This is a genomic window from Reichenbachiella sp., assembly GCF_039944555.1.
Taxonomy (GTDB): Bacteria; Bacteroidota; Bacteroidia; order Cytophagales; family Cyclobacteriaceae; genus Reichenbachiella.
Window position 1 is genome coordinate 215,277 of record NZ_JBDUYN010000004.1, and the last position, 15,738, is coordinate 231,014.

Genomic DNA, 15,738 nt, shown 5'->3' on the forward strand with positions numbered 1-15,738 from the left:
GCATTACTATGATTTTAAAATTATCGATGGCCGTGTTGATATGCCTATTGTTGACACAATGCCACTCTACGCAGCAAATTGAAGCGGATGTAAAAAATAAGATTTTGGAGTTGTTTCCCGGATCACAAATAGAGGCCATTTCATTTGAAGCGCCCTATGCGGAGGCATACGAGATAGTGCTACAGCAATATCTTGATCATGAAAAACCCGAGAAGGGCACTTTTGATCATCATATTTACTTATATCATGTAGGTTATGACAGGCCGGTGCATTTAGAAACCGGCGGCTACGATGCCTATTTGGCTGAGCGCGAAATCAGTAAGAATCTCGGACTTAATCTGATCCTTGTAGAATATCGGTTTTATGGAGAATCGAAGCCGGATACCATTCCCTGGGAGTTGTTGACCAATGACCAAGCCATTGCAGACTACCATAGAATCAATCAGGCATTTAGAAAGATCTACAAAAAAGGAAAATGGTTGACTTCCGGTATAAGCAAAGGAGGCGAGACCGCCATGATTTATAAATCCAAATTTCCTAAAGATGCTGATGTGGTGGTGCCTTATGTAGCGCCCATCATATCTGACACCATAGATATGCATCCCTGGGAACATGTGGCCAGCGTGGGGACGGCCGATTGCAGGAAGAAGATCAAAGACTTTCAGAAAAGCATACTCACTCAGAAGTCGGAAATGTTGGAGCTAATGAAAAGTAAGGCTGAAGCAGACTCACTTACTTTTGCCATAGGAAATGAAATGGCGTTGGAATATGCCGTATTGGAATATCCATTTTCTTTCTGGCAATGGAATGCCGATTGTGCCGGAATTCCGGAGAGCAGTGTGTCAGCTGAGTCTCTTTTCACTCATTTAGAAGAAGTGTCCAGTGTTAAAAACTTTGCTGATCAGTCTTATACGTCCGGTCACGCTTCCTATTATCAGCACATGCGAGAGTTGGGCTACTATGTCATGGATACCAGTGGACTCAGTGAGTGGTTGAGCGCCGATTTTTACAGTCACAGAATATTCGCTCCGAAAGACGTAGATCTTAGCTACAATCCCAACTACATGAAAGAAGTAAGAGAATATGTAGAGAACAGTGGAGAAAAGATGATCTGGATTTATGGAGGACTGGATCCCTGGGGTGCTTGTGCCGTCGAACCCAAAGGAAAAAGCACCATGAAATTTGTGAAGCCGGATGGTACGCATCGGACGAGGATCAAAGACTTGGATTCACTTCAGCAAAAGCAGATTTATGACTCGCTGAGGGTTTGGTTGGAGATATAAGAAGTAGTATTCATGAGGCCGCCTTTGCAAAACAACCTCATGAATTAGGATCAAGAATCGTCCAAACAATATTTCTGAAAAACGCCCTTCTAAAAGTACTATTTATCTTCATTGGCCTCAAATCATTTTAGGTTTTTAATTCTCAAAAGCAGATAAGAAATAAAAACTGTTTGAGTCATGAATACTTATAATTTCAATTGATGAATCAATATGACGAGTTTTTTTATTTCCTGATTTTGAGAATTAAAAAGTGTTAAAAAATGAATATGGCCTAGATTTTTGCTCCACTTTTCATCAATGGAAAAGTGGAAAATAAAGACCACTCCAGATGTCGGAATATTCAAGCCTATCCTAAACTTTCACACGCGATCCATGAACAAGTGATCATATCAATCCAAATGTGTCAAATTCCCTGGCGTATAGGGCGCACCTGCTGTCCTTAGTTTACGCTTGAACGCTACCATTTTCACTTCCAGAATTTCTTTCGTGGCCTTATAGACCGGCTCCAGTTCTTCTGCAGTAAGCTTGAACATATCTCTGTGCGTTTGAGTCGGGGCGGCAGTAGAAGCACCTTGCTCCCAGGCCAATGAGCCTGATCGACTCGACAAGGAGGGCACTTGCCCTTGATCCAATTTGGCAGCTACGGGATCTCCGTTGACGAGAATGTCCAACCCTTTGACTTCGTCGTCGATGGCATTGAACTCACCAAGTAATTCTGACTGTGCGATAGACGTGGCCAAAATGGCCGCCTTCATCTGCATGAGTTCTCCCTGAATTTCAGACAGTGCTTGCTGCACACTTTTGACTCTGCCTCTGAGCTGCCCAGCCATGGTCATAAACTCTACCAGCTCTTTTCTGTCCGTTGCCGGAAGTGTGGCATTGTTGAGCGGAATTAGATTGAAGGACTGAGTTCCTAAGACAGTTTCCGAACCGTCGACAAACGAAGACATAGTCACCGAATAAATACCGGGAGCTACCATAGTGCCTTCGTTCACCTCAGCCCAGGGGTTGTAAAATGCCGGTTTATTAAGATTGACCGGGTTCTTGGGCGTGTTGCGCAGGTCCCATTTCAATCTGCTGATTCCTGCAGAAGGTTCAGCAGTCAATTTTCTAACAATTTTACCCTCGGCGTCTTTCACAGCAAAAAGCAGCGATGGTTTTTCCTCTTCTTTTTCTGCCTTCAGCGCCTCATAAGAAGGGAAATAATTGTCAGCCCCACGCTTTAAATTTTCAGCTTCTTTTTCCTTTCGGATATCAGCTCTTGATTTGATATCCTCCTTGAGGTAGTACGTGAAAATGACTTCTGATCCCAGGTTTTCACCCATGAAATAATTATCTCCCTGAGTGGCCGCACCTTTCAAACCTAAAGGATAGGCATACTCGAACAACAGTCCATTTCTTACCGAATAGAGTTCGGCCTTTTTAGTCAATGTACTGCTCACATTTCTCAAAGAGGAATAGTCGTCCAGCACATAAAAACCACGTCCGAAGGTGCCTAGCACTAAATCATTTTCATCTGCCTGAATGGCCATGTCACGGACAGCAATCGTTGGCAATCCGGCCTTTAGCTGCTTCCACTCTTTTCCACCGTTGTCAGAAAAGAAGGCACCGAATTCAGTGCCGGCAAACAGCAGATTGGCATCTACTCGATCTTCTTCCAGGCAGTAGGTCGAACCGCGCGCTGGAAGATTGGAGCTTAGGCTCGTCCAGGAAATACCCTGATCGGTGGATTTCAAAATATAAGGCTTGAAATCACCTCGTTTATGATTGTTGAACACCGCATAGATGATCTGCTCATTGTGCTTCGAGGTATAAACCATGTTGACATAGGTATTGGCAGGAATGCCAGGGAAGGTAGACTTCTTCAACCAGGATTTTCCGCCATCTTTAGAGATTTGGATCAATCCGTCATCAGTACCCACTACCAGCAAATTTTCATTGACCGGCGACTCCGAAAACGCAACGATGGTACCGTAGGGAGACGTGGAACCATTTTTCGATACCGCGTCGACACTCCAGATTCTGTCCATCACCTTCAGTTTGTTTCTGTCTATTTGGGCAGTCAAGTCGTCACCCAGTACTTCCCAGCTGTCACCACGGTCATCACTACGGAAGAGTTTGTTGGCGGCAAAGTAGAGTCTTTGCGGTTTGTGGTTACTCACTTGCAGCGGAGCATCCCAGTTCCACCGGTATTCGTTCTCCCCTTTTCTTTCCTTTGGCTGAATGCCTTTGAGCTCGCCGCTTTGTCTGTCGTGTCGGCTTAGTACGCCATATTGGGCTTGCACATAGCTGATATCCGGATTGGTAGGATCGACCTGGGTTTCGAAGCCATCACCACCCTGTGTGATATACCAGTCCTCATTCACAATACTGCTTGCGCTTACGGTTCGAGACGGTCCACCCAGACTGTTGTTGTCCTGGGTACCACCATAGATATGATAGAAAGGTTTGGTGTTGTCCACAGACACCTTATAAAACTGAGTGATGGACAAATTCGCTTTGTAAGACCAGTGTTTGCCCGTGTTCCACGTTTCATAAACGCCGCCGTCGCATCCGGCGAGCATGTGTCGGGTATTATTAGGGTTAATCCACAGGCAGTGATTATCAACATGCTTATTGTCTTCACCTACATTATTAAAGGTTCGTCCGCCATCGGAAGTCACCTTCATCCAGGTGTTCATGCTGTACACTTTGTCGGGATCAACAGGGTCGGCTATGATTTCCTGGTAATAGTTTCCACTGGAGGTGTAACTGCTTCTTTTCTCCCATGATTCGCCTCGGGTGGTAGAAATATAAAACCCACCCTCACCACGTGCGGCCTCGACTATCGCGTAGATGTATTCCGGATTGGCTGGCGAGATGGCTAGCCCAATTCTGCCTAAATCCACTGAAGGTAATCCGCCGGTGATCTTTTTCCACGTTGCACCGCCATCCGTAGATTTGTGGACACCCGAACCCGGGCCACCACTGATATAGGTAAATACATGTCTTCGTCTCTGATGCGAGGCTGCATAGAGCACATTTGGATCCCTGGGGTCCATGTGGACTTCGTTGACACCGGTATGCTCATTGAGATGGAGTACCCGATTCCAGCTTTTTCCTCCGTCGGTGGTTTTGTACAGTCCGCGGTCACCGCCTTTGCCCCACAGCGGGCCCACAGCGGCCACATAAACAATATCTGAATTGGTAGGGTCCACCACAATAGAACCGATGTGCTCAGAATTTTTCAGCCCCATGTGCTGCCAGGATTTGCCACCGTCCATAGATTTATACACTCCGTCGCCATAGGCCACACTTCTCTGGTTGTTGTTTTCTCCGGTACCCACCCAGACCACATTATGGTTATTCGGGTCCATGGTAACTACACCGATAGAGTAACTGCCTTGGTCGTCGAAGACCGGCTCATAGGTATTGCCGTTGTTGACAGTCTTCCAGACACCGCCGGAAGCAACGGCAACGTAATATTCTGTGGGGTCATCAGGGTTCACAGCAAAATCTGCAATCCGACCTGACATCAGCGCCGTGCCTACATGTCGGAATCTCAGTCCATCGACTGAAGTTTCACTAAGGATAGATTTGGCTGTATGGTTAGAAGAAGACTTTCTTCTTTGGGCGCTGGACATCAGCGTTCCCAAGACAAGGAGGAGGGTTAAGAGTTGTTTCATGTGTATAGTACGATTTTATTGGTCACATGGAACCTCCAAATGCATAATACTGACTGGTTAAGGAGTCAACTACTGACATTGTCGGTTTCATGTGTATACGAATTGATTGTAATCTTTTGGGAAAGGTAAATCAATCAGCTGAATTCTTGCAAATCAAAAAAGTGAGCGGTGATATAGTGGGGTGGGTGGGGCGGACCCGTCTCGGTTGAGCACTATTGTGTATACAATAACGCCTGACATCAACATTCTGCAGTATTGCTAATCGTTTAAGCTAACATCCTTATGAATCTCCTTCAATACCTCACAAGGATCAACATCAATAGCCAGAGCGATTAGAAAAAGCTCTTTGGCTCGAAGATGAGTACTTGGGTTTAATGTAAGTTCACTTAAGCGCGCCCTACTAATGCCAGTTCTGGTAGAAACAGCCGCTTTGCTAATTGATTTTTTTGCTAGGTATAGCCCTAAATCTGTCATGTTTATCAAGAATACAGAGCATAAATTTAGAATGTTGTTCAATCAATTTAGAAAATCTTGATTTTTTCTTGTACGAATGTTGAGATATCTATATTATTGCAAGTTTATATGTCAATAATATAGAAAAACTAAATTTTGAATCTTGAAAAAACACCCCAAGTCGACCTAAACCAGACCATATCTGGTCAACTAAAGAATGCAGCTGCGATTTACGAGCTGGTAGAAACCATGAGGCAGCAAAATGATTGGTTATCAGCAATCAATCGAAAATTGGAAGACAAGGAGGGAGAATTTGGGTCGTCAAACAGCAACTAAAATGGATCGAAAACTCACTAAACCCGAACTCAAGCAGATAGTTGCGTTGCAGCAGGAAAAATTGAAGGCCACCGAAGAGTTGGTTCGTATCCTGAAGAAGCAGAATAAACGGATTGCAGGAGTCAATAAGCAATTGATCAAAGAGCTGCATGGGTTTGCGATGAAATATGGAGGGGAGTAAGTGGAAAGGGGGGCAATTTGTACCTACCCTTTCGAAAGCTCCATATCCCTTCTTTGCATATCCCATTATATGCCGCACTAACGGCACAATCTGTTAAGTATTATTCGCCTTTGGCTATTGGATTGATAAATAAAGCAGCGACGCTCAAGGTGAAAACAAGTATACCCTGAGGCCGCTGCTCTTCCAAAAATCAGACAGCCGCTACACTAGCGGCTCACAATCCCCAGGACTTCCATCATCTGGGGCTGGTCTTCCAAGGCAATTTTGGCAATGGCCTTGAAATCACTGATCCATTCTTCCAGTTCCCCGGTAGCCTTATCCCGCTGATCGGTGGCTTCCTGCGCCTCTCCGCTCTCTTTCTTGAAGACCGCCAGCGCCTCCTCTGCCTTTTCGATCATACCCAAAGCCTCGGTCATCTTAGCCTCGTCGATCCCAAAAGCAGCCATGGCAGTTTTGTAACTCTCTTTGGCCAGCAGGTTGGTATAAAAGACCTTGGCTTGTGCCAGGGCGGAGGCATTCGTGCGTTTTCTAGTACCCTGCAACTCTAGCGCCTGAAAAGCTCCCATGTCATTTTTGAAGGCGATCCGGGCAATCTTTAAGTGTGGCATGTATGATGCATTCAGTTGGTCGCGGGCTTCAGTCATATGCTGTGAAGCCTCGGACTTGTCCCCATACTCTTGTACCTGCCTGGTGTATAGGGTTTGGGTCTGGTCCAGCAGGGCCTTGCCGGCCTGTAGTTTTTCGGCGGTGTAGCCAAACAAGCCTATGGCCTGATTGACCTCTGTGTTGTCGATTGCATTGTGAATGGCAGTGTTGCTGTCGGACAGCAACTGCTCGATTGATTTACTCATCGTATTGATTTTTATGGTTAGAAAATTGATTGATAAATGCCAATGGGTAAAAATGTTGTTGTCATGATGCCCGACCTTGGTGATATGGGAAAATGCCTTTGCGTCACTGATTAGTGTGTTTGCTTCATTGTAAAATCCATCTGTATCACGGAAAAATGGGTTTGTGTCAGAGGAAAATGCATTTGTATCATAAAGAAATGCGTTTGTGTCACTCAGAAATGTATCTGTGTCACAGAAAAATGCATTTGTGTCGCTTGGAAATGCATCTGCGTCATGAATAAATGTGTTTGTGTCACTCCTAAATGCGTTTGTATCAGTAGGAAATACGCGTGCACCAATGTAGATCTGCGAGATTCGCGGCTCCTCTCGGATTCCACAGATTCTTTGGTTGATTTGAGTTAGGCTCATGTTTTGCAAATGCCAGTGTGCTTGCAAATTCCTCCTGTCGGATTCGATTTTTCTTTCTGACCTTTCGGAGATCATAAAAAAGGAGAACATCTTATGATATTCTCCTTTAGATGTGGGTCGTATTGGATTGTTCATACGCACCAGACATGCGCTTATTCCCTCACGAATCGCTTCGCTTATTTTCCTCATACGCACATCCATGCGCGCAAACCCCTCGTGATTGCTCCGCAATTCGAACCGTTAGTTCCCATCCAAAAATGTGTATAAAAAAAGACAGACCTATCGGACTGTCTTATGATGTGGGTCGTATTGGATTCGAATCGGGACGCCGAACCGCAACGACCACCGTCCTGTCAAGGTGGTGCTCTAAACCAGATTATTTGTGAAATTTGAAACCGGTTACCTATAAAGAAACAAAAAAAGACAGCTCTTGCGAACTGTCTTCCAAATGTGGGTCGTATTGGATTCGAACCAACGACCCCCGCCCTGTCAAGGCGGTGCTCTAAACCAGCTGAGCTAACGACCCATCTTCTTGAGGCAAATCTATACAAAAACCGGCCTTTCACAATGTCTTTTGCTTGCCTGGAAAAAATAATTTGAAAAATCTGTTTTTACCTAAAAAGTAACTCCTACCCAGTGGATAAATAAGATCAATCCCCACATGGCTACGGCCAACACGCCGGTAAAAACGATCATGGACAGAAATCCTTTGAAAGTATTGCTAGCCTCTCTTTTACTACGGTACTGGCTGGTGAAGTCAAAGGCAATATGTTCATATCCTCTCTCCTGATTTCGGGGAGATTCATGCTGAAATTTTTTTCTGGTACCGCCTTGCCACGGTTTATTGCCCCATGCCATATTGATTCTTTAGGGTTTCAAACAGGTTTCATTCTAGCCCTGCTATTTTGTAACGACGCAGAAGAGATCAAGATTGTCTTCATGCTGATCTCGAAGGAAATAATCAGTTCTGTCAATTTCAGTTACCAGGCCTTCGTCCTGTTTCTGCAGGTTGTTTCTGTTCAATCGGTTCAAAAGATCATACGGGATTCTGAGGAGAGCGTTTGGAAGTTTGTATTGTAGGTTGAATATGTCGAACCTGGTGATCCTTGCTACCGACGCTCGGTTTTGCTCATGATATTCCATGACCTTGTCATTGCCGGCGATGCCTTTCATTTCTACCTCGGAGAAAATACTGCCTGCCAAATCTTTCAGCTCCTTATTGGTGTATTCTCTTTCGTGCCATGGGTTTCTGGAAAGCGACATTTTAATATTGGGTGTGGTAATGACCGCCCGGCCTCCGGGTTTCAATACGCGATGAATCTCCTCTAGAAAAAGCTTGTCATTCCTGATGTGTTCAATCACCTGAAAGGTAATGACCGTATCGAAGTAGTCGTCCTCGATGCCATCGAAAGGGGGGAAAACGGCTGTTCTGAAGTCGACAGAAGGAAACTCCGGCTTTAGTTTATCAATGACCTCATCAATCTTATCCAGTGCCACATATTCTTCCGCCTGAGGTGATAGCACCGCAATGCCGCGTCCTTCTCCACAGCCGGGTTCAAGCACTTTTCCTTTCATATACGGTATTGCTTCATAATAAGCTTGCAGCAATCTTTGGTGGATCGGGTTGTCGGAAATGATTTTGTCCGAAGCTATTTCTGTAGTGTATGTTGCCATAGACGGCAAAAATAAGTCAAATTTATACGTTAGTGTCCAAATTGATTTATATTAGTTTTATGTGCATTTCCAAAAATATGACTAGGACATTAATCTTCTTTTTTCTACTGGTGATTAGCTCAAATCTGCTGGCTCATGACCTTACGAAAGAAAATTTCAATTATCTATATAATCATGATCCGGTCAAAATCAATTATCAGATAGCCAAGCAAGATTCGTTGTACAAGTTGATTCTTACCTTTCATTTGGTGAAGGTGCTACCATCGGATAGTCTAGTTGGATTTGAGCTGTCTGAGCAGCGTAAAATTAATTCGATTCGCGAAGATTTGATTAAACCGATTTCAGTCAAAGTAGATTCTGGTTTTATTAAGAATGTAATCGAATTGGATTTTTACGCCAGCAATGAAAGCAACTATCTGGTGGTCAGGTTTTCTTTTCTAGGTAAGCCTTATTTGTATGGAATCCCAATCAATGAATCTCTCGCTTTTCCTCTTTCCAATATCATCTATGGCTCAGATGCAGAAGCCATGTTCTACAATGGGCATAAGAAACTGGATTCGGTTTGGTTTGAAGATATAGATGACGATAGCGAGAACGAGCAATTTTATGCGTATTTGTACAAGGAAGATTTTCCTGCTGCCATACCGCCAATGGTAGTGGATGGTGCCCAAGGTGGGGAGCTTCTTGAAATCAAAAGAATGATTTCTTTTCAGCGTGGCATGATGCTCAATGAATCTGATTATCTCTATTTTGTACAAAAAGATACTGCATCCGATAAAGGGGTATCTATTCTCAGTCACAAAGAACACTATCCCCGTACCAAAAAAGTTGAAGAGTTGATAGAAACTCTTAAGTATATCTGTACCGGAGATGAGTTTAAAGAGCTGAACGAATCTGAGGACAAGAAACTAGCCTTCAATAATTTTTGGCTCAATCATATAAATGATAAAAAACGGGCCTCAGAAACCATAAAAAAATATTTCCGTTCGGTGAAGTTTGCCAATGCGCTGTTTTCAGATTATAAGAATGGTTGGAAAACTGATCGAGGCATGATCTACATTGTTTTTGGTCCGCCTGAGGAGGTAACCAAAAAGGAGGAGGTAGAAATATGGAAGTACAAGACCTTCGACGGAGATTTAAAGTTTACTTTTGCCAAAACACGCAACTTATTTGTTCAACACCACTATTCCCTCATTCGTGAGAAGTCACTTAACAAGGCGTGGTTTAAGGCAGTACAAAAATGGAGAACCGGAGATTTGTAAAAAAAACACCTCAAAGCGAAGATAGAAATGCTGAAAACATGATTTTCGGTACGCGAGCAGTGATCGAAACTATCAAATCTGGAAAAACCATAGAAAGAATTTTTCTCCAGAAAGACCTCAAAAATGACCTGACTCAAGAGCTGGTTGAAATGCTAAGAGGCGCTATGGTGACGGTTTCAAGAGTGCCCGTAGAGAAACTAAATAGACTGACAAGAAAGAACCATCAGGGCGTTGTCGCCTTTGTGTCTCCGATAGATTTTGTAACGCTTCACAACATTGTAGCCAACAGCTACGAAAATGGCTTGGCTCCATTGGTACTCATTTTGGACCGTGTGACAGATGTCAGGAACTTTGGTGCTATTTGCCGTTCAGCAGAGTGTGCAGGTGTAAATGGAGTCATCATACCTTCGAAAGGAGGTGCAATGATTAATTCTGATGCTGTTAAAACTTCTGCAGGGGCATTAAGTCATCTTTCTATTTGCAAGGAAGATAGTCTTACTCATGCCGTCAAGTACCTTAAAGACAGTGGGTTTCAGATTGTAGCCTGTACCGAAAAGACTGACAAAATGGTATTTGAAGCTGATCTGGCAATACCCACAGCTATTATCATGGGATCCGAAGAAGATGGCATATCAGACGAACTACTTAACGCTGCAGATGATAAACTGAAGATTCCAATTGTAGGGCAGATCGACTCCCTCAATGTATCCGTTGCAGCAGGGGTGATCTTATTTGAAAGTGTAAGACAGCGCAGCTAGTTTAGAGATACTTATCCCCTTTCTTACTTTTGACCTGAGCCACGTAGTCTCTAAATTTGGTATCCTGATCTTTTTTACAAATGATGAGCACGTCATCAAAGTCTCCGACCAGGTAGCCATCTAAATTGTCAAGTACAAGCAATCTTTTGGTTTCAGACTTGATAATGTTGTTTGTGCAATCCCCAAGTATAACCTCACCGTCTACGACGTTGTCGTTGCCATCCTTTTCTCTGATTTCATGAAGAGAATTCCATGAACCCAAATCTGACCAATCAAACGTGCCTTGAACGACATGAACCTCTTTTGATTTTTCAAGAATGCCATAGTCAATAGAGATATTCTCACACTGAGGATAAATTTTATCAACGTAATCCTTTTCGCTGCTCTCGTAATACTGCGAGTCTCCAGCTTCAAATGCTTCGGCAATGTCTGGCAGGGATTTTTCAAACGATTCGATAATAGCTGATATTGACCAGACAAAGATTCCGGCATTCCATACAAAATCCCCGCTTTCCAGAAATTTCTTCGCGAGCGAGAGCTCAGGTTTCTCTGTAAATGTCTTCACCTTTTTTACTTCCGAATCATTTTCCAGATATTGGATGTATCCATAACCTGTTTCAGGTCGATTGGGTGTAATTCCAACGGTGAGAAGTTTACATGATCCGTCAGCCGCATGTATGGCAGTCTTAATAACGTTAGTGAAGTTTTCTTCCTGAAAAATGGCATGATCAGCTGGTGTGACCACCATTATGGCATTCGGGTTTTTCTTCTTAATCTTATAAGCAGCATAGGCAATACATGGGGCGGTATTTCTTCTTGCAGGCTCACCAAGAATGTGTTCCTCATTCAAGTCAGGAAGTTGTTCTTTGACCAGGTCTACATAGATGTCATTTGTTACTACTAATATGTTATCTTTGTTAGTGGTTGGTAAGAATCGTTGGTATGTCATTTGCAGCAAAGACTTGCCGTTGCCTAAAACATCAATGAATTGCTTTGGCTTAGCGTTTCGGCTATAGGGCCAAAATCTGCTTCCAACACCACCGGCCATTATTACTACAAATATGTTTGAATTCATCCCTTTTGATTTTGGAAGACAAATATGAAGGAGAATAATGGTAAGTGTAACTAATTGACTAAAGAATTAGTAAAGAGATTGTGGTAGGATCATGCCGATTACGTTGATTATATCACGGTATTTTAGTAATTTAAGTAATAATTAACCAGCGACCGGAAACGAAATTTTGCATAGCTAACTCAGGTTAGCTCGTTTTTTGTTAAATTATGTATCCGGTATATAAATTGAGAAGAAGATGATTGCATGCCAGGTGGATGAACTGAGGGGAAAACTGAAAGAAATATTTGGCTTTAGTAATTTCCGAGGTAACCAAGAAGAGATAATCAACAACCTACTTTCAGGTAGAAATACATTTGTATTGATGCCCACGGGTGCAGGCAAGTCACTATGTTATCAATTGCCTGCTATTATCAGTGAAGGCACAGCCATCGTCATATCTCCATTGATTGCTTTGATGAAAAATCAGGTAGATCAGCTCAACGCTTTTGGGGTGAATGCCAGGTTTATGAATTCCACCCTCAATAAAACAGAAATGAGACGGGTAAAAGAAGATACGCTGTCCGGTGCAGTGAAACTTCTTTATGTCGCACCTGAATCTTTAACCAAGGAAGAGAATATTGAATTTCTTGGACAAGCCAATATTTCATTTGCCGCCATCGATGAAGCGCATTGTATATCCGAATGGGGGCATGATTTTCGTCCTGAGTACCGAAAAATAAAATCAATCGTTGGTCAGTTTGGTGATATACCCATCATTGCCCTCACTGCTACAGCTACTCCAAAAGTACAATTAGATATTCAGAAGAATCTGCAGATGGAAGAAGCAGATGTCTTCAAATCCTCATTCAATAGGAAAAACTTGTACTATGAAATTCGACCTAAGGTTGATGTAAAAAAGCAATTGATCCGTTTTGTAAAAGAGCAAAAAGGAACTTCTGGTATTATCTACTGCTTAAGCAGAAAGAAAGTGGAGGAGATTGCAGAATTACTTAGAGTGAATGATGTGAACGCTGCACCCTATCATGCAGGGCTTGATGGCGCGCTGCGTATGAAACATCAGGATGGCTTTCTTAATGAAGATATAGATGTAATTGTAGCTACCATTGCTTTTGGTATGGGGATTGACAAGCCTGACGTAAGATTTGTGGTTCATTATGATGCCCCTAAATCATTGGAAGGCTACTATCAGGAGACTGGTCGCGCCGGTAGGGATGGCTTGGAAGGTAAGTGTATTCTTTTTTATACCCTGGATGATATCATCAAACTAGAGAAATTTAATAAGGACAAACCGGTAACCGAAAGAGAAACAGCCAAGTTGCTTCTGGAGGAGGTGTCTTCCTACGCAGAATCTTCTGTTTGTAGAAGGAAACAACTGCTACACTACTTTGGTGAAGAGTATATGGACCCTGACTGCTCAGAGCAAGGCCTCTGTGATAATTGTGCACATCCCAAGGAGATATTTGAAGGAATGGGATTTATTGAGCACGTAATAAATGCCGCCATAAAAACAGAAGAACGCTTCGGGATTAAACATTTGGTAAATGTAATAAGAGGCATTGAGAGCCAGTATGTAAAGAGTTACAATCACAGCAAGCTAGATATATACGGTATAGGAAAAGATGAAACAGAAGTATTTTGGAGGTCGGTAGTGAGACAGACTTTGCTTAATGAATTTCTGGCTAAAGACATTGAAAATATTGGCATATTAAAGGTTACTGCCAAAGGGCACGATTTTTTAAAGAAGCCATTCTCTGTTGAATTGTCAAGAGATCATGATTATACCGTGGAGAACCTTGATCACGACAATGGAGTTGACGCCACAGGCAAGGCCTACGACGAAGACCTATTTGACATGCTCAAAGCCGTAAGAAAGAAAGTGGCCAAGCAGAAGAACCTCCCCCCATATGTGATCTTCCAGGACCCGTCTTTGGAAGAGATGTCAACCTCATACCCTACGACTAAAGAAGACCTTGCGCAGGTGAATGGTGTAGGAATGGGTAAGGTGATGAAATTTGGGAAGCCTTTTCTAGATACGATCGCCAATTATGTCAAAGAGAATGATTTAGAAACAGCTTCCGACGTTGTTATCAAATCAGCAGTTAATAAGTCTAAAATTAAAATATTCCTAATTCAGCAAATTGATCGAAAAGTAGATCTTGAAGAAGTCGCAGAGTTGAAGAATATTTCGTTTGATGAAGTGCTGACAGAGATAGAAAACATTTGTTTCTCCGGAACTAAACTCAATCTTGATTACTACATCGACCAGTTTATTGATGACGACCGCCAGGATGATCTTCTCGATTATTTTATGACGGCTGAAACTGATGATCTTGAAACCGCAATGGACGAATTGGAACAAGATGGATATTCAGAAGACGAAGTTCGTTTAATGAGAATTAAATTCATGTCCGAATACGCCAATTAGGCTCCTATTAAATTCCTTCAATTTAATCACCGATTCATGAATTGGATTAATTTTGCTGTCTCGTAAAATCGAATCAATTCATGAACGTACTAGTAGTAGGAGCCGGAGGACGTGAGCATGCCCTGGCCTGGAAAATAAAACAAAGCCCTAATTGCAATGATCTTTATGTGGCACCAGGAAATGCCGGGACGGCAGCGATTGCTAACAATCTTGAAATTGGAGTCAATGATTTCGAGGAACTTGGCGAGGCAGTCTTAAATAAAGGAATTGATCTGGTCATTGTGGGCCCAGAAGAACCATTGGTCAAGGGAATCCGCAATTACTTCAATGCGCACAACCAACTAAATAATGTTTTGTTGGTTGGCCCCGATGAGGTAGGAGCACAATTAGAGGGTAGTAAGGATTTTTCCAAGGATTTTATGGTCCGCAATAAAATACCAACCGCAGGATCACTTGCAGTCACCGCAGACAATCTTTCCGAAGGATTACAATTCCTAAAAAAATTGGAAGCTCCTTACGTGCTCAAAGCTGACGGATTAGCTGCGGGGAAGGGCGTTATTATTACTTCAGATATTCAGGAAGCCGAAGACTCTCTTAAGAAAATGCTGGATGGTCAGTTTGGGGCTGCCAGCCAAAAGGTTTTGATAGAAGAATACCTGCATGGCATTGAACTTTCGGTATTTGTACTTACAGATGGTGAGTCTTACATGACACTTCCCGAAGCGAAGGATTACAAAAGAATTGGAGAAGGAGACACGGGGCCAAATACCGGCGGAATGGGTGCTGTATCGCCTGTATCTTTTGCTGATGCCGCTTTTATGAAAAAGGTAGAGGACAAAGTCATAAAACCTACGGTAGAAGGATTGAAGGCAGAGGAGATTCATTACATAGGATTTCTTTTCATCGGCTTGATGAATGTAAACGGAGAACCCTTCGTAATAGAATACAATGTTAGGATGGGTGACCCCGAGACGGAAGTAGTGTTGCCGAGAATTGAGTCGGATTTACTTTCCCATTTGACTGCTGCCGCTAAAGGAGAGCTTGGAAAAGAACAACTTGAAATAAAAACTGAAACAGCAACCACAGTAGTGGCTGTAGCTGAAGGATATCCTGGTTCTTATGAAAAAGGCAGATTAATGTCAGGATTGGATCACAATTTTGAAGGTATAGTTTTTCATGCAGGAACCAGTGCATCTAATGACCAAACAGTTACTAATGGGGGTCGGGTAATTGCATCTACAGGACTAGGGTCCGATATTCAATCGGCTTTAGACCAATCTTACGAAAATCTCAAATTAATTCACTGGGAAGGTATGAATTTTAGAAAAGATATTGGACAGGATTTGTTGTCACTTTAGCAATCTTCT

At 42.9% G+C, this 15,738-nt stretch carries 13 protein-coding genes and 1 tRNA gene; 7 read left to right on the forward strand and 7 right to left on the reverse strand.

The features are described from left to right. The first annotated feature begins 8 nt into the window (after nucleotides 1–8). The gene (locus ABJD64_RS02390; protein ID WP_348177028.1) at nucleotides 9–1,283 is read left to right on the forward strand and encodes a S28 family serine protease; all 1,275 of its coding nucleotides are present in this window, start codon (nucleotides 9–11) and stop codon (nucleotides 1,281–1,283) included. Between the two features lie 389 nt (nucleotides 1,284–1,672). On the opposite strand, the gene ABJD64_RS02395 is transcribed toward ABJD64_RS02390, so the two are convergent. Both ABJD64_RS02395 and ABJD64_RS02400 read right to left on the reverse strand, forming a co-directional pair. After that, nucleotides 1,673–4,948 (reverse strand): glycosyl hydrolase, encoded by a 3,276-nt coding sequence (locus ABJD64_RS02395; RefSeq protein ID WP_348177031.1) that lies wholly within the window; start codon nucleotides 4,946–4,948, stop codon nucleotides 1,673–1,675. Between the two features lie 258 nt (nucleotides 4,949–5,206). Further along, nucleotides 5,207–5,422 (reverse strand): helix-turn-helix domain-containing protein, encoded by a 216-nt coding sequence (locus ABJD64_RS02400; protein WP_348177033.1) that lies wholly within the window; start codon nucleotides 5,420–5,422, stop codon nucleotides 5,207–5,209. A 135-nt stretch (nucleotides 5,423–5,557) separates the two neighbouring features. On the opposite strand from ABJD64_RS02400, the gene ABJD64_RS02405 reads away from it, so the two are divergent. Continuing rightward, nucleotides 5,558–5,737 (forward strand): hypothetical protein, encoded by a 180-nt coding sequence (locus ABJD64_RS02405; RefSeq protein WP_348177035.1) that lies wholly within the window; start codon nucleotides 5,558–5,560, stop codon nucleotides 5,735–5,737. Between the two features lies 1 nt (nucleotide 5,738). Further along, the gene (locus tag ABJD64_RS02410; protein ID WP_348177037.1) at nucleotides 5,739–5,918 is read left to right on the forward strand and encodes a hypothetical protein; all 180 of its coding nucleotides are present in this window, start codon (nucleotides 5,739–5,741) and stop codon (nucleotides 5,916–5,918) included. A 206-nt stretch (nucleotides 5,919–6,124) separates the two neighbouring features. Here ABJD64_RS02410 and ABJD64_RS02415 read toward each other — a convergent pair whose 3' ends face one another. The 4 genes from ABJD64_RS02415 to ABJD64_RS02430 all read right to left on the reverse strand — a co-directional run bounded on the left by ABJD64_RS02415 (nucleotide 6,125) and on the right by ABJD64_RS02430 (nucleotide 8,851). Next, nucleotides 6,125–7,408 carry a hypothetical protein gene (locus ABJD64_RS02415; protein ID WP_348195235.1) on the reverse strand — a complete coding sequence of 428 codons (1,284 nt, stop codon included), beginning with the start codon at nucleotides 7,406–7,408 and terminating at the stop codon, nucleotides 6,125–6,127. A 220-nt stretch (nucleotides 7,409–7,628) separates the two neighbouring features. Further along, nucleotides 7,629–7,703: transfer RNA gene (locus ABJD64_RS02420), tRNA-Val, on the reverse strand. Between the two features lie 89 nt (nucleotides 7,704–7,792). Then, complete coding sequence (locus ABJD64_RS02425; RefSeq protein WP_348177041.1) at nucleotides 7,793–8,035, reverse strand: hypothetical protein; 243 nt, start codon at nucleotides 8,033–8,035, stop codon at nucleotides 7,793–7,795. 42 nt (nucleotides 8,036–8,077) lie between these two features. After that, nucleotides 8,078–8,851 (reverse strand): class I SAM-dependent methyltransferase, encoded by a 774-nt coding sequence (locus ABJD64_RS02430; RefSeq protein WP_348177043.1) that lies wholly within the window; start codon nucleotides 8,849–8,851, stop codon nucleotides 8,078–8,080. A 77-nt stretch (nucleotides 8,852–8,928) separates the two neighbouring features. On the opposite strand from ABJD64_RS02430, the gene ABJD64_RS02435 reads away from it, so the two are divergent. Further along, nucleotides 8,929–10,113 carry a GWxTD domain-containing protein gene (locus tag ABJD64_RS02435; RefSeq protein WP_348177045.1) on the forward strand — a complete coding sequence of 395 codons (1,185 nt, stop codon included), beginning with the start codon at nucleotides 8,929–8,931 and terminating at the stop codon, nucleotides 10,111–10,113. Further along, nucleotides 10,092–10,871, forward strand: coding sequence for a 23S rRNA (guanosine(2251)-2'-O)-methyltransferase RlmB (gene rlmB, locus ABJD64_RS02440; RefSeq protein ID WP_348177047.1), 780 nt, complete (start codon nucleotides 10,092–10,094; stop codon nucleotides 10,869–10,871). The genes ABJD64_RS02435 and rlmB overlap by 22 nt, the downstream gene beginning before the upstream one ends. A gap of 1 nt (nucleotide 10,872) precedes the next feature. On the opposite strand, the gene ABJD64_RS02445 is transcribed toward rlmB, so the two are convergent. After that, nucleotides 10,873–11,946, reverse strand: a complete 1,074-nt coding sequence (locus ABJD64_RS02445; RefSeq protein WP_348177049.1) for a mannose-1-phosphate guanylyltransferase — start codon at nucleotides 11,944–11,946, stop codon at nucleotides 10,873–10,875. Between the two features lie 235 nt (nucleotides 11,947–12,181). Between ABJD64_RS02445 and recQ the strand changes: the two genes are divergently transcribed. Both recQ and purD read left to right on the forward strand, forming a co-directional pair. Further along, a complete protein-coding gene (recQ, locus tag ABJD64_RS02450; RefSeq protein WP_348177051.1) occupies nucleotides 12,182–14,371 on the forward strand; it encodes a DNA helicase RecQ in 2,190 nt (729 codons plus the stop codon). A gap of 80 nt (nucleotides 14,372–14,451) precedes the next feature. Further along, nucleotides 14,452–15,729, forward strand: a complete 1,278-nt coding sequence (purD, locus tag ABJD64_RS02455; RefSeq protein WP_348177053.1) for a phosphoribosylamine--glycine ligase — start codon at nucleotides 14,452–14,454, stop codon at nucleotides 15,727–15,729. Nucleotides 15,730–15,738: the final 9 nt, after the last annotated feature.